The organism is Streptomyces sp. MZ04 (assembly GCF_004684775.1).
Lineage (GTDB): Bacteria > Actinomycetota > Actinomycetes > Streptomycetales > Streptomycetaceae > Streptomyces.
Window position 1 is genome coordinate 14,857 of sequence record NZ_SRIC01000051.1, and the last position, 21,992, is coordinate 36,848.

The 21,992-nt window shown below is 67.9% G+C and carries 18 protein-coding genes and 1 riboswitch; of the genes, 13 read left to right on the top strand and 5 right to left on the bottom strand.

The window, feature by feature from the left end:
• Window positions 1-1,614 carry an alpha/beta hydrolase gene (locus E2651_RS14095; RefSeq protein WP_135331448.1) on the top strand — a complete coding sequence of 538 codons (1,614 nt, stop codon included), beginning with the start codon at window positions 1-3 and terminating at the stop codon, window positions 1,612-1,614.
• A complete protein-coding gene (locus tag E2651_RS14100; RefSeq protein ID WP_245238805.1) occupies window positions 1,608-2,756 on the top strand; it encodes a metalloprotease in 1,149 nt (382 codons plus the stop codon). The genes E2651_RS14095 and E2651_RS14100 overlap by 7 nt, the downstream gene beginning before the upstream one ends.
• 40 nt (window positions 2,757-2,796) lie before the next feature.
• Here E2651_RS14100 and E2651_RS14105 read toward each other — a convergent pair whose 3' ends face one another.
• The 4 genes from E2651_RS14105 to gcvT form a co-directional block, all read right to left on the bottom strand.
• A complete protein-coding gene (locus tag E2651_RS14105; RefSeq protein WP_135331449.1) occupies window positions 2,797-4,182 on the bottom strand; it encodes an L-serine ammonia-lyase in 1,386 nt (461 codons plus the stop codon).
• A gap of 187 nt (window positions 4,183-4,369) precedes the next feature.
• Window positions 4,370-5,632, bottom strand: a complete 1,263-nt coding sequence (glyA, locus tag E2651_RS14110) for a serine hydroxymethyltransferase (protein ID WP_135331450.1) — start codon at window positions 5,630-5,632, stop codon at window positions 4,370-4,372.
• A gap of 20 nt (window positions 5,633-5,652) precedes the next feature.
• Window positions 5,653-6,030, bottom strand: coding sequence for a glycine cleavage system protein GcvH (gene gcvH, locus E2651_RS14115; protein WP_135331451.1), 378 nt, complete (start codon window positions 6,028-6,030; stop codon window positions 5,653-5,655).
• Window positions 6,031-6,108: 78 nt separating this feature from the next.
• Window positions 6,109-7,233 (bottom strand): glycine cleavage system aminomethyltransferase GcvT, encoded by a 1,125-nt coding sequence (gene gcvT / locus E2651_RS14120; protein ID WP_135331452.1) that lies wholly within the window; start codon window positions 7,231-7,233, stop codon window positions 6,109-6,111.
• 147 nt (window positions 7,234-7,380) lie between these two features.
• Window positions 7,381-7,495: riboswitch (glycine riboswitch) on the bottom strand.
• Window positions 7,496-7,636: 141 nt separating this feature from the next.
• Between gcvT and E2651_RS14125 the strand changes: the two genes are divergently transcribed.
• The 3 genes from E2651_RS14125 (at window position 7,637) to E2651_RS14135 (ending at window position 10,171) form a co-directional block, all read left to right on the top strand.
• Window positions 7,637-8,323 (top strand): AAA family ATPase, encoded by a 687-nt coding sequence (locus tag E2651_RS14125; RefSeq protein WP_209446148.1) that lies wholly within the window; start codon window positions 7,637-7,639, stop codon window positions 8,321-8,323.
• 83 nt (window positions 8,324-8,406) lie between these two features.
• The gene (locus E2651_RS14130; protein ID WP_135331453.1) at window positions 8,407-9,228 is read left to right on the top strand and encodes an enhanced serine sensitivity protein SseB; all 822 of its coding nucleotides are present in this window, start codon (window positions 8,407-8,409) and stop codon (window positions 9,226-9,228) included.
• A gap of 148 nt (window positions 9,229-9,376) precedes the next feature.
• Window positions 9,377-10,171, top strand: a complete 795-nt coding sequence (locus E2651_RS14135; protein WP_135331454.1) for an enhanced serine sensitivity protein SseB C-terminal domain-containing protein — start codon at window positions 9,377-9,379, stop codon at window positions 10,169-10,171.
• 767 nt (window positions 10,172-10,938) lie between these two features.
• On the opposite strand, the gene E2651_RS14140 is transcribed toward E2651_RS14135, so the two are convergent.
• Window positions 10,939-11,508 carry a hypothetical protein gene (locus E2651_RS14140; protein WP_135331455.1) on the bottom strand — a complete coding sequence of 190 codons (570 nt, stop codon included), beginning with the start codon at window positions 11,506-11,508 and terminating at the stop codon, window positions 10,939-10,941.
• Between the two features lie 780 nt (window positions 11,509-12,288).
• On the opposite strand from E2651_RS14140, the gene E2651_RS14145 reads away from it, so the two are divergent.
• The 8 genes from E2651_RS14145 to E2651_RS14180 all read left to right on the top strand — a co-directional run bounded on the left by E2651_RS14145 (window position 12,289) and on the right by E2651_RS14180 (window position 21,850).
• A complete protein-coding gene (locus E2651_RS14145) occupies window positions 12,289-13,293 on the top strand; it encodes an ABC transporter permease (RefSeq protein WP_135331456.1) in 1,005 nt (334 codons plus the stop codon).
• A 102-nt stretch (window positions 13,294-13,395) separates the two neighbouring features.
• Window positions 13,396-15,192: an ABC transporter substrate-binding protein gene (locus E2651_RS14150; protein ID WP_209446145.1), complete on the top strand. Its 1,797-nt coding sequence runs from the start codon at window positions 13,396-13,398 to the stop codon at window positions 15,190-15,192.
• A 40-nt stretch (window positions 15,193-15,232) separates the two neighbouring features.
• A complete protein-coding gene (locus E2651_RS14155; protein WP_135331458.1) occupies window positions 15,233-16,234 on the top strand; it encodes an ABC transporter permease in 1,002 nt (333 codons plus the stop codon).
• Complete coding sequence (locus E2651_RS14160; RefSeq protein WP_135331459.1) at window positions 16,231-17,331, top strand: ABC transporter ATP-binding protein; 1,101 nt, start codon at window positions 16,231-16,233, stop codon at window positions 17,329-17,331. Before E2651_RS14155 ends, E2651_RS14160 begins: the two co-directional genes overlap by 4 nt.
• 62 nt (window positions 17,332-17,393) lie before the next feature.
• A complete protein-coding gene (locus E2651_RS14165) occupies window positions 17,394-18,671 on the top strand; it encodes a dipeptide ABC transporter ATP-binding protein (protein WP_135331467.1) in 1,278 nt (425 codons plus the stop codon).
• 109 nt (window positions 18,672-18,780) lie between these two features.
• Complete coding sequence (locus tag E2651_RS14170) at window positions 18,781-20,172, top strand: M1 family metallopeptidase (protein ID WP_135331460.1); 1,392 nt, start codon at window positions 18,781-18,783, stop codon at window positions 20,170-20,172.
• Window positions 20,173-20,213: 41 nt separating this feature from the next.
• Window positions 20,214-20,879 carry a trimeric intracellular cation channel family protein gene (locus E2651_RS14175; protein WP_135331461.1) on the top strand — a complete coding sequence of 222 codons (666 nt, stop codon included), beginning with the start codon at window positions 20,214-20,216 and terminating at the stop codon, window positions 20,877-20,879.
• 101 nt (window positions 20,880-20,980) lie between these two features.
• Window positions 20,981-21,850: a thioesterase family protein gene (locus tag E2651_RS14180; protein WP_209446146.1), complete on the top strand. Its 870-nt coding sequence runs from the start codon at window positions 20,981-20,983 to the stop codon at window positions 21,848-21,850.
• Window positions 21,851-21,992: the final 142 nt, after the last annotated feature.

The following is a 21,992-nucleotide window of genomic DNA, read 5'->3' on the forward strand; positions in this document are numbered from 1 at the left end:
TTGAACCGCCTCGCCCTCACCCTTGCCGTAACCCTGGCCGCCGCCTCCCTCGGCGGCTGTACCGCAGCTCGGGGTTCGACGCCCGAGCTCAGGCGGTTCTACGGGCAGCAGCTGAAGTGGAAGGACTGCGGCGACCTCCAGTGCGCGCGGCTCACCGTGCCCATGGACTACGACCGTCCCGACAACGGCAAGACCTTCGTCCTGCCGGTGGCCAAGGCGGCGACCGCCGACCCCGACAAGCGCATCGGCTCGCTCGTCTACAACCCGGGAGGCCCCGGCGCCTCCGGCGTGAGCGACCTGAAGTCCGACGGCGGTGAGGTCTTCAGCTCCGCCGTGCGCACCCGCTTCGACATCGTCTCCTTCGACCCCCGGGGCGTCGGCGGCAGCACACCCGCCGTGAAGTGCAAGGAGCTGGACGACACCGAGACCGACACCGAAACCGACACCGAAACCGAAACCGAAACCGACACCGACACCGACACCGACACCGACACCGACACCGAAACCGACACCGGATCTGATACCGCCGCCCCCGCGCCCATCCCGCCCGACACCGCCGCCGACCGCTCCCGAGCCCTCGCCGGAGCCGACGCCGAGGCCGCAGCCTGCGAGGAGAGCAGCCGCCGCATCCTGCGCCACGTAGGCACCGAGGACGCCGCCCGCGACATGGACGTGCTGCGGGCGGCCCTCGGCGACCGGAAGCTGACCTACCTCGGGTGGTCGTACGGGACGAGCCTCGGCACCTCGTACGCCGAACAGTTCCCGCGCCGCGTCCGCGCCCTGGCCCTGGACGGCGCCGTCGACCCGTCCCTGAACTGGCGGCAGCGGGCGATATCCCAGGGCACGGGCTTTAGCAGGGCCGTGGACGACTACGCCGAGTACTGCGCCGACATCGCGGGCGACAGCTGCCCCGGCGCGACCCCGCAGGAGATATCCGAGCTGGTCGACGGCCTGTACGAGGAGGCGGCGCGCGCACCCCTGCCGGCCGACGGCGATGCGTACGACGTCGACGCGAGGACCCTCCTCGACGTCGTCACGACCGCGATGTACACCCCCGAGGCCGACTGGAAGGACCTGTCGGAGGCGCTGAGCGCGGCGGCCGACGGCGACGGCACACCGCTGGCGGACCTCGCGGAGGGAGACCAAGGACCGGAGCCGGAGTCCAAGCCCCGCTCCACGCCCCGCTCCACGCCCCGAGCCGTCGACAACAGCGACTCCGCCATCCTCGCCGTCAGCTGCCTGGACACCCCCCACCCGCGCAAGGCGGCCCCCTACTGGAACGCCCTCGCCCCCGCGGACAAGGCCGCAGGCGTGTACGGCACATCGAGCGTGATCGACGAACTCACCTGCAGAGACTGGCCCGCAGGCACCCAGACCCCGCACCGGGTCCGTGCCGAGGGCGTCCCGCCGGTCCTGGTGGTCGGCACCACCGGTGACCCCGCGACGCCGTACGAGGAGGCCGAGAGCCTCGCGGAACAGTTCCCCGGCGGCATGCTCCTGACGTACGAGGGCGTGGGCCACACCGCGTACGGCCGCAGCAACGCCTGCGTCACGCGCGCGGTCGACGACTACCTCATCGACCTCGAGCCGGTCCGGAAGGACACGACGTGCTGACGCGCCACCGCAGACTCCACAGCCTCGCGGCAGCCTGCCTCGCCGCCCTCCTGATCCCCCTGGCCGCATGCACCAACGAGCAACATCCCCGCGCCCGGACCTGCCTCAGCGGAACCCTCGCGTACGACCACCGCGACGCCGAAGCAGGCCCGGCCAGGCCCCTGGTCACCCGCCCGGCCCGCAACGCCAACTGGGAACTGTGGGGCAGGACTTCGGGCCACTCGGCTGCCCCCGCGCGCAAACTCGCCACCGGCATCACCGACAGCGGCAGCGGACACTTCCGCGCCTGCGTCAAGGCGCCCGGCACCCTGCGCGAGGCCCACGTCAGGTTCCGCTCCGGCAGCACCGACCTCTGGCGGGTCGTCAAGGACCGCACCTCGCAGAAGGAGTACGCCTTCAACTCGCCGTCACGACACGACGTTTCCGCCGATCAGAACCTCGGCACGGTGAAGGTCCCCGCCGCCATGAGCAACGCCTGGCACATCACGGACACCCTCAACCTCCTCTACTGGAAGCGCGACAACCCCACGTCCGCCTGCTGGACCCGGCATCAAGTCACCGGTGCATGCGACCAGTTGACCTTCGTCTGGAGTCGGCGCGAAACCGACGAAGGCGCGGGCTACTTCGACCTCGACGGCACCGACTACGTCATCGCGGCAGGCGACATGACCGACTCCGAGCACTTCACGCTCCACGAGGCGGCCCACTGGTTCCAGTGGCAGCTCTACGGACGCGACCTCCCCGAGGCGACGAACTGCGACCCACACTTCATCGAGAAGCGCAGCTCCACCACCTGCGCCTGGACCGAGGGATTCGCCGACGCGACAGCCGCGTACGTCCTGGGCGACTACCGCTACGTCGACGAGACCGGCGGCGAGACCAGCCTGGAGAACGACGCCACCACCCCGGACTGGGACCCCGGTGACGAGGTGCAGGGCCGTGTCGGCAGCTCGCTGCTCGACCTGTGGGCGAAGGACGGCCCGGACGGCGGCAACTGGAAGCGGACCCTGCGCCTCATGGCGGCCGAGCCCAGCGACGACTTCCGCGAGTACTTCACGGTCGACCGCCCCGAGGCGAACCCGCCCCTGACCACCAGGGGAGCCGCGCGGGACATCATCACGCAGCACACCATCGACTACTGAAGACACTCTCCGGGCTCCCTGGGCGCCCCGGGGAGCAGCCTCAGCACTCGATGATGTTCACCGCGAGCCCGCCCCGCGCCGTCTCCTTGTACTTGACGCTCATGTCGGCCCCGGTCTCCTTCATGGTCTTGATGACCTTGTCGAGGGACACCTTGTGGCTGCCGTCGCCGCGCATCGCCATCTTCGCGGCGGTCACGGCCTTCACCGCCGCCATGCCGTTGCGCTCGATGCAGGGGATCTGGACGAGGCCGCCGACGGGGTCGCAGGTCAGGCCGAGGTTGTGCTCCATGCCGATCTCGGCCGCGTTCTCGACCTGTTCGGGGGAGCCGCCCAGGACCTCGGCGAGCGCGCCCGCCGCCATCGAGCAGGCGGAGCCGACCTCGCCCTGGCAGCCGACCTCGGCGCCGGAGATGGAGGCGTTCTCCTTGAAGAGCATGCCGATCGCGCCGGCCGCGAGGAGGAAGCGGACCACGCCGTCCTCGTCGGCGCCGGGCACGAAGTTCATGTAGTAGTGGAGGACCGCCGGGATGATGCCCGCCGCGCCGTTCGTCGGAGCGGTCACGACCCGGCCGCCCGCCGCGTTCTCCTCGTTCACGGCCATCGCGTAGAGGGTGATCCACTCCATGGCGAGGGCCAGCGGGTCGCCCTCGGAGCGCAGTTTGCGGGCGGAGTTGGCGGCGCGGCGGCGGACCTTCAGGCCGCCCGGCAGGATGCCCTCGCGGGACATGCCGCGGGACACGCACGACTGCATGACGCCCCAGATGTCGAGCAGCCCCGCGCGGATCTCCTCCTCGGTGCGCCAGGCCTTCTCGTTCTCCAGCATCAGCGCGGAGATGGAAAGGCCCGTCTCCTTCGCGAGCCGCAGCAGCTCGTCACCCGTGCGGAAGGGGTGCTTCAGCACCGTGTCGTCCAGCACGATCGGGTTCTCGCCGGCCACCCCCTCTTGATTAAGCACAGTCTCGTCGACGACGAAGCCGCCGCCCACCGAGTAGTACGTCTTCTCCAGGAGGAGGGCGCCCTCACGGTCGTACGCGAAGATCGTCATGCCGTTGGCGTGGTACGGCAGGGCCTTGCGGCGGTGCAGGACCAGGTCCTCGTCGAAGTCGAAGGCGATCTCGTGCATGCCGAGCAGGTTGAGGCGGCCGGTGCCCTTGATCTGCTCGACCCGGTCGTCGGCGGTCTCCACGTCCACCGAGCGGGGGGACTCGCCCTCCAGGCCGAGGAGCACCGCCTTGGGGGTGCCGTGCCCGTGGCCGGTCGCGCCGAGCGAGCCGAACAGCTCGGAGCGTATGGAGGTGGTGTGGGCCATCAGGCCCTCGTTCTTCAGGCGGCTCGCGAAGATGCGGGCCGCGCGCATCGGGCCCACCGTGTGGGAGCTTGACGGGCCGATGCCGATCGAGAACAGGTCGAAGACCGAGAGGGCCACGGGAACTCCAAGGGTGGTTGGTAGACGCCGTTGTCTGCCGGGGTGACGCAGAAGAACAAGGCGGTACAGGAAGTACGAGTACGGTCACGCGGTGCGGGGCACCGCGCACACTGTCCTCACTGTCCAGTGTGCGGGGTGCCCCGACGTTTCGTACGTACGAACAAAAGCGTACGCAAAGGGTACGAAACTACTTCAGGCCGGGGTACAGCGGGTGCTTGTCGGCCAGAGCCGTCACGCGGCCCTTCAGGGCCTCGGCGTCGAAGCCCGGCTTCAGGGTCTCGGCGATGATGTCGGCGACCTCGCGGAAGTCCTCCGTCTGGAAGCCGCGGGTGGCGAGCGCCGGCGTACCGATCCGCAGGCCCGATGTGACCATCGGGGGGCGCGGGTCGTTCGGGATCGCGTTGCGGTTGACCGTGATGCCGACCTCGTGGAGGCGGTCCTCGGCCTGCTGGCCGTCCAGGTCGGAGTTGCGCAGGTCCACCAGGACCAGGTGCACGTCCGTGCCGCCGGACAGGACGGAGACGCCGTGCTCCGTGACGTCGTCCTGCACCAGGCGCTCGGCCAGGATGCGGGCGCCGTCCAGGGTGCGCTGCTGTCGCTCCTTGAACTCCTCCGAGGCCGCGACCTTGAAGGAGACGGCCTTGGCGGCGATCACGTGCTCGAGCGGGCCGCCCTGGAAGCCGGGGAAGACCGCGGAGTTCAGCTTCTTCGCGAACTCCTTGCTGCGGGCCAGGATGATGCCGCCGCGCGGGCCGCCGAGCGTCTTGTGCGTGGTGGAGGTCACCACGTCCGCGAACGGCACCGGGTTGGGGTGCAGACCGGCGGCGACGAGCCCGGCGAAGTGCGCCATGTCGACCCACAGGTACGCGCCGACCTCGTCGGCGATCCGGCGGAACTCGGCGAAGTCCAGCTGACGCGGGTAGGCGGACCAGCCCGCGATGATCACCTTCGGGCGGTTCTCCTTGGCCAGGCGCTCGACCTCGGCCATGTCGACCAGGCCGGCCTCGTCGACGTGGTACGCGACCACGTTGAACTGCTTGCCGGAGAAGTTCAGGCGCATGCCGTGGGTGAGGTGGCCGCCGTGCGCCAGGTCCAGGCCGAGGATCGTGTCGCCGGGCTTGGCGATCGCGAAGAGGGCGGCCTGGTTGGCGGAGGCGCCGGAGTGCGGCTGGACGTTGGCGTACTCGGCGCCGAACAGGTCCTTGACCCGGTCGATCGCGATCTGCTCGGTGACGTCGACGTGCTCACAGCCGCCGTAGTAGCGACGGCCGGGGTAGCCCTCGGCGTACTTGTTGGTGAGGACCGTGCCCTGGGCCTCCATGACGGCGACCGGAGCGAAGTTCTCCGAGGCGATCATTTCCAGGGTGGACTGCTGGCGGTGGAGCTCGGCGTCGACGGCGGCGGCGACGTCCGGGTCCAGCTCGTGGAGAGGGGTGTTGAGAAGCGACATCAGGTGGTCCCTAAGGGTCTTTAGTTGCCTGCGAGCTCGGTGTATTCGGCCGCGGAGAGCAGGTCGTCCGGCTCCGCCGTGATCCGTACCTTGAACAGCCAGCCGCCCGTGAAGGGGGCGGAGTTCACCAGCGACGGGTCTTCCACGACGTCCTGGTTCGCCTCGGTGACCTCACCGGTCACCGGCGAGTACAGGTCGCTGACCGACTTCGTCGACTCGAGCTCACCGCAGGTCTCGCCCGCGGTCACGGTGGCGCCGACGTCGGGAAGGCCGGCGTAGACGACGTCACCGAGCGCGTTGGCCGCGAACTCGGTGATGCCGACCGTCGCCACACCGTCCTCGGTGGCCGAAAGCCACTCGTGCTCCTTGCTGTAGCGCAGCTGCTGGGGGTTGCTCATGACCTGAATTCTCCTGTACGCGGATGGGTGCTGCGGAACGAGAAAGATGTGCGTGGGGTCACTTCCCGGACGGAAGTGTCACTTCTGGCGCTTGTAGAACGGCAGAGCCACGACCTCGTAGGGCTCGTGCGTGCCGCGGATGTCCACTCCCACGCCCTCGGTGCCGGGGGCCGCGTGCGCCGCGTCGACGTACGCGATGGCGATCGGCTTGCCGAGCGTCGGGGACGGGGCGCCCGAGGTGACCTCGCCGATGACCTTGCCGTCGGCGACCACGGAGAAGCCCGCGCGCGGGACGCGGCGGCCTGAAGTGATCAGACCGACGAGCCTGCGCGGCGGAGCGGTCTCGGCGCGCTCGGCGGCGGCCGCGAGGGCGGCACGGCCCACGAAGTTCTCCGACTCCGAGGTCTTCTCGAACTTCACGACCCGGCCCAGGCCCGCGTCGAACGGCGTCAGCTCGGCGGTCAGCTCGTGCCCGTACAGCGGCATGCCCGCCTCCAGACGGAGCGTGTCGCGGCAGGAGAGCCCGGCCGGGACCATGCCGACGGGCGTACCCGCCTCCATGAGCGCGCCCCACAGCTTCTCGGCGTCAGCGGGGGAGACGAAGAGCTCGAAGCCGTCCTCGCCGGTGTAGCCCGTGCGGGCGATCAGGGCGGGCACGCCCGCGACCGTGCCGGGCAGGCCCGCGTAGTACTTCAGGCCGTCGAGGTCGGCGTCCGTGAGGGACTTCAGGATGCCGGGGGACTCGGGGCCCTGGACGGCGAGCAGCGCGTACGCGTCGCGGTCGTCGCGGACCTCGGCGTCGAACTCCTCGACGCGGTTGCTCAGCTCGTTCAGCACGTTCTGGGCGTTGGAGGCGTTGGCGACGACCATGTACTCGGTCTCGCCGAGGCGGTAGACGATCAGGTCGTCGAGGATGCCGCCGTCCTCGTCGACGATCATCGTGTAGCGGGCGCGGCCGACACCGACGGAGCCGATGTTGCCGACCAGCGAGAAGTTCAGGAAGTCCACGGCCTCGGGTCCGGTGACCGTGATCTCGCCCATGTGGGAGAGGTCGAAGAGACCGGCCTTGGTGCGTACGGCGATGTGCTCTTCGCGCTCGCTGCCGTACCGCAGCGGCATGTCCCAGCCCGCGAAGTCGGTCATGGTCGCGCCGAGCGCCCGATGCACCGCATCGAGGGCTGTCTGACGGGGGGCGGTACTCATACGTAGAACTCCCAGGGCATGACGGGCGAGGTAGATCCTCCCCATCTGTCATCGGAACCTGAGAGGTTCACCACGACCCGTACGTAGGAGGGGTCATGACTTGCACCTTGGGTGGGACCGCCGGGGCGGCCCGCTTTTCAGATGTGCCTCGCCCGCGCGGTACGGGGCCTGAGAGATTCAAGGGAGGGACTTGCTCCTTCGGCGCCCCGGTGCGTCGTACGACTCGTACGACGGTGACCGGGAACTCTCCCGCGCGGATTCAAACGGCCTGTATGGAGTTTGCGGGCACATCATTGCACGGGGCTCCGTCACAGGGCAGTGCCAGTCCCGTAATGCCCTTGTGCCGCATTACCTTCTCTTTACACTTGCCGGGGAAGCTGCGGGAAGCAGGTACGTGACCGCTATGGGGAGGCCGATCACGGTGCGCAGGACCAGTGTCTACGCGACCAACACAGGGGTGGCCCTGCCCAAGCAGGCAGCCGCCCCCACCAGGGAGGGCTGTGGCCCCCTGCCCACGGCCGTCGTGCGGGACCTGAGGCAGCGGACCGGGCACAGCCCGCACAGGCTGACCTTCGGCGAGGGCGATCTGATCGTCGTCTCCGGGCTGCCGGGCAGCGGCAAGTCCACGCTGATGCGCAGAGCCGTCGCGGGCCCGCGCATCGATTCGCAGGACACCCGGGACCGCTGGGCGGGGCGCATGCCGCGCCTCCTTCCGTACGCGGTCTACCGCCCGCTGGTCCGCGTCGCGCACTACGCGGGCCTGCGCCGGGCCCTGCGCTCCGGCGGGGGAGTCGTCGTGCACGACTGCGGCACCCAGGCCTGGGTGCGCCGCTGGCTGGCCAGGGAAGCGGCGCGGCGGGGCACGACCCTGCACCTGCTGCTGCTCGACGTGCCGCCGGAGACCGCCGTCGAGGGCCAGCTCGCGCGCGGCCGCGGCGTATCGCGGTACGCCTTCGCGCGTCACCGCAGGACGGTCGGCCGGCTCGTCGGCGCCGCCGAGCGGGGCGATCTGCCGCGCGGCTGCGGCTCGGCGGTGCTGCTCGACCGGGCGTCGGCCGGCGTGCTGCGGGGGATCGGCTTCGGAGGCTGAGCCACTCGTCACGTGGCTGAGCCACTCGTCACGTTAGGGTCGTGCCGCAGGCAGAGCGGGACAGAGCAGGGGTTGGACGACAGATGGACATTCCGGCGCAGGCGCACGCACATCCCTATGGCGGATGGCCGGGCAACGAACTCGAAGAGGTGCTCGCGGCATCCCTCGGCACACCCGGGGCGCCCCAGGCCTCCGCGGGAGCCCGCATCGTCGAGGTGCTCGGCCGCAGCCACGTCTGGGTCCCGCTGCCGAACGGCGGCGCCCCGGACAGCGGGACGCTCGACCTCCCCACACTGGAGATCGACGGCCAGGCCTACGTCCCCGTCTTCAGCTCCGAGCAGCAGTTCCAGCAGGCCACCGGCGGCCGGATGGGCTGCACCGTGGCGCCCGCCGTGGAGTTCGCGCGCGGCCTTCCCCCGCAGCTGGGCATCGCGGTCAACCCGGACGGCACCGTCGGCGTCCCGCTGCCGCCGCCGGCCGTCGCCGAGCTCTGCCGGGCCGGACGCACCCCGCTGGACGGGCCCGCGAGCGGCGGCCGCGTACGCCTCTTCGAACCGGACTGGCAGGAGGACCCGGTGGACTTCCTGTCCGCCGCCGCCCGCGAGTTCGAGGCCACCGGGGTCGTCCTGAGCGCCCGCCGCTGCTTGGCGAGCGTCGAGGGTCAGGCGCCCGCGCTGTTCGTCGGCGTCGAACTGACCTCCTGGGAGGGCAACGCGCGCGACCTGCCGATGGAGGCCGTGGGCCGTGCCCTCGGCCAGGCCCCGGTGGCCTGGCCGGTGAACCTGGTGCTGCTCGACGTCGCCCAGGATCCGGTCGGCGACTGGATGCGCGAGCGGGTGAGGCCCTTCTTCGGCCGGAGCCCGGGCCTCGGCCAGGGCCCGGGGCACGAGCACGGACATGTGTAAGGACATGTGCAGGTACGCGTGTGAGGGTGCCGTACGTCAAGTCGGTGTCAGGATCGCCGCTTAAGCTGGTTTCATGACCCGGGTCCACCGGGTCCACCGGGTCCACCGGGTCAGCGGGTCATCGGTTATCGCGAAGGGGCGGTTAAGGGTGAGTGCGTCGGGCACGGCTGCGGCCGGGCAGGTCGAGCACATGCTGCGCCAGGTGACGCCGGGGCGCTATGACGCCTACGAGGCGCTCCTGCGGGCGCTCGCCGCCGACCAGCTGTGGATGCTGCTCTGGCACGGCCAGGCCGGATCCCCCGACGCGCAGTACGGAAACATGGAGGTCGAGGGCCTCGGGTACGCGCCGTGCGTGACCTCAGCCCAGGAGCTCTCCGCCAGTGGCTGGAACCGCTCGTACGAAGTGGTCAGCGGAATCGACATCTCCCGCACCCTCTACCCCGACCATTACGGCCTCTGGCTCAACCCGCACGCCCCCGGCGGCGGCGTCGGCATCCCCTGGCTCGACCTGCGGCGTATCGCGTCGGGCCTCGACCTGCTGCCCGCGGGCCCGCTGCGGCTCACCGAACCGTCCATCGAGATCCCGCAGTTCTACGCCCTGCTCACGCAGAACGCCCACCGCACCCCCGCGGTCCGCTCGCTGCGCCGCACCTGGGTGCAGCCGGCGCTCGGCGCCCCGTACCTGGCGATCGGCCTCGATGTGTACGACACCTCGCCGGCCTCGGTCGACGGGGTGCGCACGATGATGCAGCAGTCGATCGCCGCCGTCCCCGACGGCCTGCCCGTGTCGACCGTCGCGATGTCCGACGCGTACGACCCCGTGGCCATGTGGCTGCGCGCCAACGCCAGGCCGTTCTACGACCGCGAGGCCCAGCCGGCCCCTGTGGCCTCTTCGGGGTACGGGTACCCGCCGCCGTACGGAGCGGCGCCGAGATCGCGCTGAGTTTTGTCGGACGGTTAAGAAACAGCGGGGCGCAGCACGATGTGACCGCCATATGGGACGAGTGAGAGTCACAGCGGTTCGGAGAACGACCGCGATAGGGCAGTATGCCGAAACGCCTGCTACCTGCTAGCTGCTGTCGCCGGTAAGGAGTGGGCGAGGACTTTCTAAATTCTATGTGATGCGGTGAGCGCCCGCCCTTGTTGGACGCCCCTGCCTGGTACGTGTACTGGCTCAAGCCAGTGACCCCTGAGCCAAATACACCGGATTTGCGCCTCGGGTCTCGGTGAAGTTCGCCGGCCCTGAACGGCTGTAATCGCATGATGGATTTGCGTGATCATGGCGTTAGGTTCAGTCTGCGATGATGGAGGACTGCAAAATCGTCTTCTGCCAGATCAGTTGGGCCTGTAATGGCCGTCTGCTGACCCAGTGAGATTGCGGTCGATTTCTGAGTCTAAGTGATGGCTGCCCTGTCGGGGCGTTCGGCAGAATTGCTGCACGCGCAACGCTAACTCACGCGATGGAACCGAAGTCGACCTAGAGAAGTTTGAGCCAAAACGCGCCTACAGCCCTCAGGAGGCGTCTCGTTTACGGCAAGTACCTCCACATTGGGGCTTTCCATTTTCTCAGTTCACACCAATGAATCCCGAAGGGGGCTCTGACGAAGGTCAAAAGCCTGCTGCGCCCGCCCCGGAAGAGGGCAGGCGCAGCAGGCTAGGATCGCAGGGCCGGTCTAGGTCGCCTGCGGCAGGGCTACGGCAATTTGATACCTAAGCCTTAGGCTTGCAGCTGGGGCGCTTGGTCTGGCACTCAGCGAAATGAAGCTTCGACACAATCGCCTTCATGTGCCAGGAGTCGAGCAGCGTGCTTCCACAGTTACCGTTCTGCCGATACTTCCTGATCACGAACTTGCGATAAAGGACGCCTGGCTTCGTGAACCCGCGCTTCTTCGCATCCACCTTCATGCGGTTCGTTACGGTCGCGCCAGCAGACACCTTCTTTTCTACGGAGTAGCTGGTCTTAGCCTCGATCTTTCCGATGCCCCACTTGATGCTTCCGCCGCCCTCGCCAACCCAGGTGGTTGAGCGGCTCTTGTTTGTCTTGACGGACAGGGTGAGCCAGGAAGCGCCAGAACTGCTGTTGTACTTGCTTACCGTGGAACCGCGGCTCTTGAAGGAGGACTTTCCGTACGGATTCACTTTGTAGAAGTTGAAGACGTCACACTGCTGGGCGCCATTTTCTGCAGCGGTAGCTACCCCGGGCGTGATGGCCAGGCTTCCAACGATGAGTGCTGCCGCTGTGGTCGTTGAATAGAGCGCGTGCTTTATCGTGGCTCTCATACTTCCCCGTTTTCCTCTTTTGTGTTCGTCGTGCGGGTCTCTTCGGCATTGAACATAGTGATGAGCGGTGGCGGTATCAAGGGGTTCTGGAAAAGCCGGTTACACCTTCCTCAGGTAAACCTCAAACTTAGTTGCATAAGAAAGTTAAACCGCATTCACCGTGTCCATTTTGTTTGATTTGGCGGGCGGGGGAAACGGTAACTTGGGGTGAAGTGGACATGACTGTGAGCTGCTGTGATGTAGGTCACGTATCGAAGTGTGCTGTTCCCAACGTCCCTGCGGTTGTGTCGAGTTGCCTCACGCAGCCGCGTCTAAGCGGGTGCGGGCCGCTGGGTTCGCCGGGCACGGCGAGTGTCGTGCTCGCGCTTCTGTGCGACGCAGACCTTCAGTCCAGGCGTGGTCGGGTGTTGCGCTTGTTCGGGTGTTTGGATGCTCGGGGTCGGTCTGGAAGGGGCGGCAAGCCGACCGTGGAGGCTCGTATACCTGCCCTGATCGTCACGATGTCCGTTCTGATGACGGAGGGGCCCTATGGGTTGCCGTGGCACCTTGCATCACAACTGCCCCGTGTTCGCCCCTCGTTCACCCGAGTCCGGATAACGGAACACTCCGATCAGCATCACGGTTGCGCATCCATTCGCCGACAAGGCTGGTAACAGATCGCGACGGCGATGAAGACTCCCGCACCAGGGGCGGTTCGCCCCTGTGTACGACGGACTGATCACGTCGCTACAGCGGCAAGTGCGGGCCGGTCACCACCGGTTGAGAGGGGTCCCTGCCACGATGACGGCACCATTGCATGACACACCTGCGGACGCGGACCCGACAGCGGACGTCGCTCCCGCAGCTGGTGCAGGGGTGAAGAAGGTCGAGGGGCGGTCCCTCAAGCAGATCGCCTGGAACCGCCTGAAGCGGGACAAGGTCGCCCTGGCCGGCGGCATCACCGTGCTCGTCCTGGTCCTTGTCGCCGTCTTCGCGCCCCTGATCGTCTCCCTGTTGGGCCACCCGCCCAACGAGTTCCATCAGGACGAGCTCGAAGACCTCACGAACCTGCCCAAGGGCGCCTTCGGCGGCGTGAGTACGGACTTCCTCTTCGGAGTCGAGCCGAACAAGGGCCGCGACGTCTTCAGCCGGATCGTCTACGGAGCGCGGATCTCGCTCCTCGTGGCGTTCCTGGCCGCCGTGGTGGCGGTGGTGCTCGGCACCTTCTTCGGCATCATCGCGGGTTACTTCGGCGGCTGGATCGACGCGACCATCAGCCGGATCATGGACGTGCTGCTCGCCTTCCCGCAGCTGCTCTTCGTGATCTCCCTGGTCTCGGTCCTCCCCGACGACCTGCTCGGGCTCACCGGCAGCGGCGTACGCATCGCCGTACTGATCCTGGTGATCGGCTTCTTCGGCTGGCCCTACGTCGGACGCATCGTGAGAGGCCAGACCCTCTCGCTGCGCGAACGCGAGTACGTGGAGGCGGCCCGCAGCCTCGGCGGCGGTCAACGGCACATCCTCTTCCGGGAGTTGCTGCCGAACCTGGTCGCACCGATCACGGTGTACGCGACGCTCATGATCCCCACCAACATCCTCACCGAAGCGGCGCTGAGCTTCCTCGGCGCGGGTGTGCGTCCGCCCACGGCCTCCTGGGGCGGCATGCTCCGGGACGCCCTGGCGACGTACGAGCACGACCCGATGTTCATGGTCTTCCCCGGCCTGGCGATCTTTGTGACCGTGCTTGCCTTCAACCTCTTCGGTGACGGGCTGCGCGACGCCCTGGACCCCAAGGGAACTCGGTAAACAGCTCCAACTGGCTTGCCCCTGCCGCAGCGTCAGGTGGCTCTTCCCATGGTTCTCAAGGCAGTCAAAGCCTAGGACCGCGAATCTCGGAGGATGCGAGAAATGCCCACAGGTTCCTCTAAACGACGGTTGACCGCTGGCGCGGCCCTCGTCGTGGCGGCGCTGGTGACCACCACGGCGTGCGGCGGCGGCAGCGACGACGACAGCAAGGGCGCCGGCTACAACGCGGCCATCGGCAAGGTCGCGAACCAGTCGGCGAAGAAGGGCGGAACTCTCAAGTTCGTTGCCAAGCAGGACCTCGACTCGGCCGACCCGCAGCGCGCCTACTACGGCTTTGCGTGGGACTTCATGCGGTACTACACCCGCACGCTGATCACGTACGACACCAAGCCGGGTGCCGCGTCCAACAAGCTCGTCCCCGACCTCGCCGAGTCCACGGCGAAGATCAGCGACGACGGCAAGACCTACACGTACAAGCTGCGTGACGGCCTGACCTGGGAGGACGGCTCGAAGCTGACCTCCAAGGACATCAAGTACGGCATCGAGCGCATCTGGGCGACCAAGGTCATCACCGGTGGCCCCGGCTACCTGAAGTCGACGCTCGACCCGAAGGGTGAGTACAAGGGCCCCTACGAGGACAAGTCGAAGGACAAGCTGGGTCTGAAGGCGATCGAGACGCCGGACGACAACACCATCATCTTCAAGCTGCCCAAGAAGAACGGCGACTTCGAGCAGATGCTCGCGATGCCGTCGGGCACCCCGGTCAAGCAGTCCGAGGACACCGGCGCCAAGTACACCCAGAAGCCGTTCTCCTCCGGTCCGTACAAGTTCGAGAACTACAGCGCAGGCAAGAGCATCACGCTCGTGCGCAACAAGAACTGGAAGAAGTCGTCGGACCCGGTCCGTCCCGCGCTGCCGGACAAGATCACGGTCACCATCTCGGCGAACCTCGAAGAGAACGACAAGCGCCTGATGGAAGGCGACTACGACATCGACATGAATGGCACCGGTATGACCCAGTCGGGTCGCACCACCGCCATTCAGGACCACAAGGGCAACGTCGACAACATGCAGACGGACTTCGTCCGTTACGTCGCCCTGGTGACCAAGACGAAGCCGTTCGACAACGAGGCCTGCCGCAAGGCCGTCTTCTACGCCACGGACTTCGCGAGCCTGCAGAAGACCCGTGGCGGCCCGGTTGCCGCCGGTGACGTAGCCAACAGCGTCTTCCCGAAGTCCATCAAGGGACACGACGACTACGACCCCTACGGTGTTCTCAAGCGCAGCGCTCTGAAGGGCGAGGCCAAGAAGAAGGCTGATGCCGAGTCGTTGACCAAGGCCAAGGCTGAGCTCAAGAAGTGCGGCAAGCCCAACGGCTTCTCGACCAAGATCTCGGCGCGCACCAACCAGCCGGGCGAGGTGGACGCCGCCACGGCGCTCCAGGAGCAGCTGAAGAAGGTCAACATCAACGCCGAGGTCGACCAGATCGACGGCGCCGACTCCTCCAGCATCACCGGCTCTCCCTCGGTGGTGAAGAAGCGCGGCATCGGCATGACGATGGCGGGCTGGGGTCCTGACTTCCCGACCGGCCAGGGCTACGCCCAGCCGCTGTTCGACAGCCGTTTCATCAACGAGAACGGCAACTACAACGAGTCGCAGATCGATGACCCGAAGATCGACAAGTACTTCGACGACGCGATCGGCACGGTCGACCCGAACAAGGCCGGTCAGATCTACACCGATATGGCCCACGAGATCATCGACAAGGCGTACTGGATGCCCTTCATCTACGAGAAGAACGTCAGCTGGCGTTCCTCGCGGGCGACCAACGTCTACTCGTCCGCCGCTTACAGCGGTCGTTACGACTACATCTCGCTCGGTGTGAGCGACAAGAAGTAGTCCCCGCCGCCAAGGCAGTCCCACCGCCGGGCCGCGCACAGTGCTTGCTTATCTCATCCGGCGCCTGATCGCCGTTGTCATCATGGTGCTGGTCGTACTGCTCGCGACCTTCACCGTCTTCTTCATGCTGCCCAAGTGGGCGGGACAGGACATCGCCGTCCTCTTCGCCGGCAAGTCATCCGGTGCCGAGCAGCTCGCGGGCATCCGGATCAAACTGGGCCTGGACGACCCCCTGCTCGTCCAGTTCTGGGACTTCGTCAAGGGCATCCCCATGGGGCGTGACTACGCCAACGGGGCCGACGTCACCCACTGCCCGGCCCCCTGCTTCGGATACTCCTTCCGAACCGAGGCGCCGGTCTGGGAGACCCTGAAGGACGCCCTGCCCGTCACCGCGGCGCTCGCCGCCGGTGCGTGTGTGCTGTGGCTGGTCGCCGGTGTCGCCACCGGTGTGGTCTCCGCGCTCAAGCGGGGCACCGTCTGGGACCGTTCCGCGATGATCACCGCCCTCGGCGGCGTCTCGCTGCCGATCTTCTTCACCGGCATGATCGCGATGGGGATCTTCGTCCACTCCCTGGGCTGGGTGAAGATCGAGGACACCCTCACCACGGACGATCCGATCAACATCTGGTTCGAGACGCTGATCCTTCCGTGGATCGTGCTCGCGTTCCTCAACGCCGCCATGTACGCGAGACTCACCCGCGCCACCATGCTGGAAGTGCTCGGTGAGGACTACATCCGCACCGCGCGCGCCAAGGGGCTCGGCGAGGCCATCGTCATCAGACGGCACGCGCTGCGCTCCGCCATGACGCCGATCCTCACGGTCTTCGGCCTCGACCTCGGTGTGCTCCTCGGTGGCGCCGTCCTCACCGAGTCCACCTTCAACCTGCCGGGGCTCGGCCTCGAGGCGGTCAAGGCCATCAGCAACAAGGACCTGCCGGTGATCCTCGGCGTCACCTTGTGCGCGTCGCTCGCGATCGCGCTTGCCAACCTCGTCGTCGACCTTCTGTACGCCGTCATCGACCCGCGAGTGAGGCTGGGATGACCGAACTGCACAAGACCGGAGCGGCTGTCGGAGAACCCGTCGCCGCCGCTTCGGCCGCTCCCAGCGCCTTCCTCGAAGTACGCGATCTCAAGGTGCACTTCCCGACCGACGACGGCCTGGTCAAGTCCGTCGACGGGCTCAGCTTCACGCTGGAGAAGGGCCGCACCCTCGGCATCGTCGGCGAGTCGGGGTCCGGCAAGTCCGTCACCTCGCTCGGCATCCTCGGCCTGCACACCGCAGGTCAGTACGGCCGCCGCAGGGCGCAGCTCTCCGGCGAGATCTGGCTGAACGGCACGGAGCTGCTCAGCGCGGACCCGAACGAGGTGCGCAGGCTGCGCGGCCGCGACATGGCGATGATCTTCCAGGACCCGCTGTCCGCGCTGCACCCGTACTACTCCATCGGCAAGCAGATCATGGAGGCGTACCGGGTCCACAACAACGTGGACAAGAAGGTCGCCCGCAAGCGCGCCATCGAGATGCTCGACCGGGTGGGCATCCCCCAGCCGGACAAGCGGGTCGACAGCTACCCGCACGAGTTCTCCGGCGGCATGCGCCAGCGCGCGATGATCGCGATGGCCCTGGTGAACAACCCCGAGCTGCTCATCGCGGACGAGCCGACGACCGCCCTTGACGTCACCGTCCAGGCGCAGATCCTCGACCTCATCCGGGATCTGCAGAAGGAGTTCGGCTCCGCGGTCATCATGATCACGCACGACCTGGGCGTGGTCGCCGAGATGGCGGACGAGCTGCTCGTGATGTACGGCGGCCGCTGCGTCGAGCGCGGCACCGCCGAGAAGGTCTTCTACGAGCCCCAGCACCCCTACACCTGGGGCCTGTTGGGATCGATGCCGCGCATCGACCGCGAGGAGACCGACCGTCTCGTACCGGTCAAGGGCTCCCCGCCCAGCCTGATCAACCTGCCGTCGGGCTGCGCCTTCAACCCGCGCTGCCCGTACGCCGACATCCCCAAGGACCAGATCACCCGCAGCGAGCGCCCCGATCTGCGCGAGGTGGCCCCGGGACACTTCACCGCCTGCCACATGTCGCAGGAGGAGCGCACCCGCATCTGGACCGAAGAGATTGCGCCGAAGCTGTGAAAGACGAAGCGAAAGACCAGGCGAAAGCCCAGAAGGATCTGGCGAAGGGCAAGGGCCAGGAGATGACGATCCCGGCGCAGTCGAAGAGCTCACCCGAGCCGCTGCTCAAGGTCGACGGCCTGGTGAAGCACTTCCCCATCAAGAAGGGGCTGCTGCAGCGCCAGGTGGCGGCGGTGCAGGCCGTCGACGGTCTCACCTTCGACGTACGTCCCGGTGAGACGCTCGGCGTCGTGGGCGAGTCGGGCTGCGGCAAGTCGACGATGGGCCGGCTGATCACCCGCCTGCTCGAACCGACCGCCGGGCGCGTGGAGTTCGAGGGCGTGGACATCACGCACCTGGGCGTCGGCAAGATGCGGCCGCTGCGCCGCGACGTGCAGATGATCTTCCAGGACCCGTACTCGTCGCTGAACCCGCGGCACACCATCGGCACGATCGTCGGTGCGCCGTTCAAGCTGCAGGGCGTCAAGCCCGAGGGCGGCCTGAAGCAGACCGTGCAGGAGATGCTGGAGCGGGTGGGGCTCAGCCCCGAGCACTACAACCGCTACCCGCACGAGTTCTCCGGCGGTCAGCGCCAGCGCATCGGCATCGCCCGTGCGCTCGCGCTGCGGCCCAAGCTGGTCGTGGCCGACGAGCCCGTCTCGGCCCTGGACGTCTCGATCCAGGCGCAGGTGGTCAACCTTCTGGACGACCTCCAGGACGAGCTCGGCCTGACGTACGTGATCATCGCGCACGACCTCTCGGTGATCCGGCACGTCTCGGACCGCATCGCGGTGATGTACCTCGGCAAGATCGTGGAGCTCGCGGACCGCAAGGACCTCTACTCCAAGCCGATGCACCCGTACACCAAGGCGCTGCTCTCCGCGGTGCCGGTGCCCGACCCCAAGCGTCGCGGGGTCAAGAGCGAGCGCATCCTGCTCCGCGGTGACGTCCCCTCGCCGATCGACCCGCCCACCGGCTGCCGCTTCCACACGCGGTGCTGGAAGGCGACGGAGCTCTGCGCGAAGACCGAGCCCCCGCTGATCACGCTTGAGACGGGCCACCAGGTGGCGTGCCACCACCCGGAGAACGCCGAGGACCAGGCGCCCGAGGACACCAAGCTGCTGCAGATCGCCAAGGAGGCGATCGAGGTGGTGTCGGTGGTGAGCAAGGCGGAGGAGACGGCGGACGAGACGGCGGACGAGACGGCGGAGAAGTCGGCGCCGGCTGCGGAGGCCGAGACCGTGTCGAAGGACGAAGCCCCCGAGACCGTCTCGAAGGACGCCCCGGAAGCGGAGGCCGAAGCGGAAGCCGAAGCGGAGGCCGAAGTGGAAGCCAAGGGTCAGGGGTCAACTGGCAAGTAGCTCCAGATGACTTGGTAAAAATCAGGCACCAAGTCATGTACACGCCCATACGGGAGAGTGCAGAGTCTGCGTGTCCGTCTCATCGGAACACGCGCGAAAGGGATGACTCATGGCACTCTCCCGTTCGGCACGTCTGGGGGCACTGGCCACAGCCGTCGCCTCCTTCTGCTTGATCGCCGCCGCACCCGCGCCGCACCCCGGCTCGGACGGCGTCGGCGACCCGTACTTCCCGCAGCTCGGCAACGGCGGATTCGACGTACGTCACTACGGCCTCGACGTGGCGTACAACCCCGACACCGACCGCCTCGACGGCCGCACCACCATCACCGCGCGCGCCACCCAGGACCTCTCCTCCTTCGACCTCGACCTCCAGAAGCTGGAGGTGACGAGAATCGAGGTGAACGGAAGACGGGCGCACTTCACGCGCGAGGGCGACGAGATCCGCATCAGCCCGCGCGACCACCTGCGCAAGCACCGGACGTTCACCGTGACCGTCACGTACGGCGGTGTCCCCGAGCCGCTGAGCGGCCCCATCGTCTTCGGCTCCGACTACGGCTGGATGAAGACGACGGACGGCGTCTTCGTCGCGTGCGAGCCCAACGCCGCGTCGACGTGGTTCCCGTCCAGCGACCACCCGGGGGACAAGGCCGCCTTCGACATCCGCATCAAGGCCCCCAAGGGCCTGACCGGGGTCTCCAACGGCCGCCTGGTCGACACGTACGACAAGGGCGGGCAGACCGTCGCCCACTGGCGCGAGTCCACGCCCATGGCGACCTACCTCGCGACCGCCACGATCGGGAAGTTCGACGTGAAGACCGGCAAGACCCCGGCGGGGACCCCGATCTACGTCGCCATCGACCCCGTCCTCGAGAACAGCAACAACGTCGACGTGTACGGCGTCACCGCCGAGGTCACCGACTACTGGTCGGAGGTCTTCGGTCCCTACCCCTTCGAGGAGACCGGCGCGATCGTCGACGACATGCCGCAGGCGGGCTTCTCGCTCGAGACCCAGACCAAGCCGGTCTACTCCGCCGTCCGCAGCGAGTCGACCATCGCCCACGAGCTGGCCCACATGTGGTTCGGCGACTCGGTCACGCCCGAGAAGTGGAACGACATCTGGCTCAACGAGGGGTTCGCGACCTACTCCCAGTGGCTGTGGAGCGAGCACAAGGGCATCCGCTCGGCCCACGACTCCTTCATCGCGGGCTACGACTCGCGCCCCGCCGACGCGCCCTTCTGGCAGACGGTCGTCGGCGACCCGCAGCGCGACACGATGTTCGCCTCCGCCGTCTACCAGCGCGGCGCGATGACGCTCCAGATGCTGCGCGAGCGCATCGGTGACAAGGCGTTCTTCAAGCTGCTTCCGGCCTGGACCCAGCAGAACCGGCACGGGAACGCGACCACCGCCGACTTCATCCGGCTCGCCGAGAAGATCTCGGGCAAGCAGCTGGACAGCCTGTTCGAGACGTGGCTGTTCACGAAGGGCAAGCCCGCCCTGTAGGGGGTGCGTGGGGCTGGGCGGCGGGCAGGTAAGAATGTCGCGTGATTCAGGATCTGTTCAGCCCCTCCGTCCAGCACGCGCTCGACATCGTCGGGATCTTCGTCTTCGCGATCTCCGGCGCCCTGCTCGCCGTACGCAAGAACTTCGACGTCTTCGGCATCGCCGTGCTCGCCGAGGTCACCGCCCTGGGCGGCGGGATCCTCCGGGACCTGGTCATCGGGGCGGTGCCGCCCGCCGCGTTCACCGACCTCGGCTACTTCATCACCCCGCTGTTCGCCGCCGCCCTGGTGTTCTTCCTGCACCCCGAGGTGGAGCGCACCCAGGTCGCGGTGAACGTCTTCGACGCGGCGGGGCTCGGCCTCTTCTGCGTCACCGGCACGACCAAGGCGTACGACTACGGCCTCGGCCTCACCGCGTCGGCGGCCCTGGGTCTGGCCACCGCGGTGGGCGGCGGCGTGCTGCGCGACATCATCGCCAACGAGGTGCCCTCGCTGGTGCGCTGGGACCGTGATCTGTACGCCGTGCCCGCGATCGTCGGCTCGGCGATGGTCGCGCTCTGCATCAACTACGACATGGTGAACGCCTTCACCAGCGGCCTCGCCGTCGTCACGGCGTTCGTCCTGCGGCTGCTCGCGATGCGCTACCACTGGCGGGCGCCGCGGGCCTGGCACCGGCGTTCGACGGCGATGGAGGTGGAGGACGCGTAGGAGTGTGCCTAGGAGTGGGCCTAGGAGCGTGCCTAGGAGTGTGCGGCCCGGTTCACCGGAGAAAGCTACCGCTTAGTAGTTTCATGTTGTACGTTGCTGGCATGGCAGAGGCAGCATCCATACCGGCAGCGGTGCCCGCGAGCATCGGCGACAGCGAGTTCGACCGCGACACCGCGGTCACCCGGCGGGAGCCCGGCGTCTACGACATCGAGCTCTCCGCCGGCTGGACGATCATCAGCGCCGTCAACGGCGGCTATCTCCTCGCGGTGATCGGCCGAGCGCTCGGCGACGCGCTGCCGCACGCGGACCCCTTCACGATCTCCGCGCACTACCTGACGGCGTCGCAGCCGGGTCCCGCGGTGATCCGTACGGACGTGGTGCGCGGTGGGCGGACGCTGTCCACCGGGCAGGCCTCGCTCTTCCAGTACGACGAGGAGGGGCGCGAGGTGGAGCGGATCCGCGTGCTCGCCTCGTACGGAGATCTGGCCGCGCTGCCGGACGACGTCCGTACGACGGCCAAGCCGCCTGCGCTGCCGCCGCTGGAGCAGTGCTTCGGCCCGCAGGACGCGCCGGATCACCGGCCCGTGCCCGGCAGCTCGGCGATCAGTGACCGGCTCTTCCTGAAACTGGACCCGTCCACCCTGGGGTGGGCCCTCGGCCAGCCCTCCGGCAAGGGGGAGATGCGGGCCTGGTTCGGCCTCGCGGACGGCCGCGACGCCGACCCGCTGTCGCTGCTGCTCGCGGTGGACGCGCTGCCGCCGACGGCCTTCGAACTGGGCCTGTCCGGCTGGGTCCCGACGGTCGAACTCACCACCCACATCCGCTGCCGTCCAGCTCCCGGACCGCTCCGTGTCTCCATCACCACCCGCAACCTGGCGGGCGGCTTCCTGGAGGAGGACGCGGAGGTCTGGGACACGGAGGACCGCCTGGTCGCCCAGTCGCGACAGCTGGCGCGGGTCCGCTTGGGCTGAGGGCATTTCAGCCCGTCCGGCGTTTGAGGACGAACTCGGCGGAGCCGGTGATCTGCGGTCACCTCGAGGCCGGCGCAGCCGGAGAGTTTCGGGAAGGGGCGGGGTCGGGGAAAGAGGAAACCCCCTAACCCACCCACCGCAC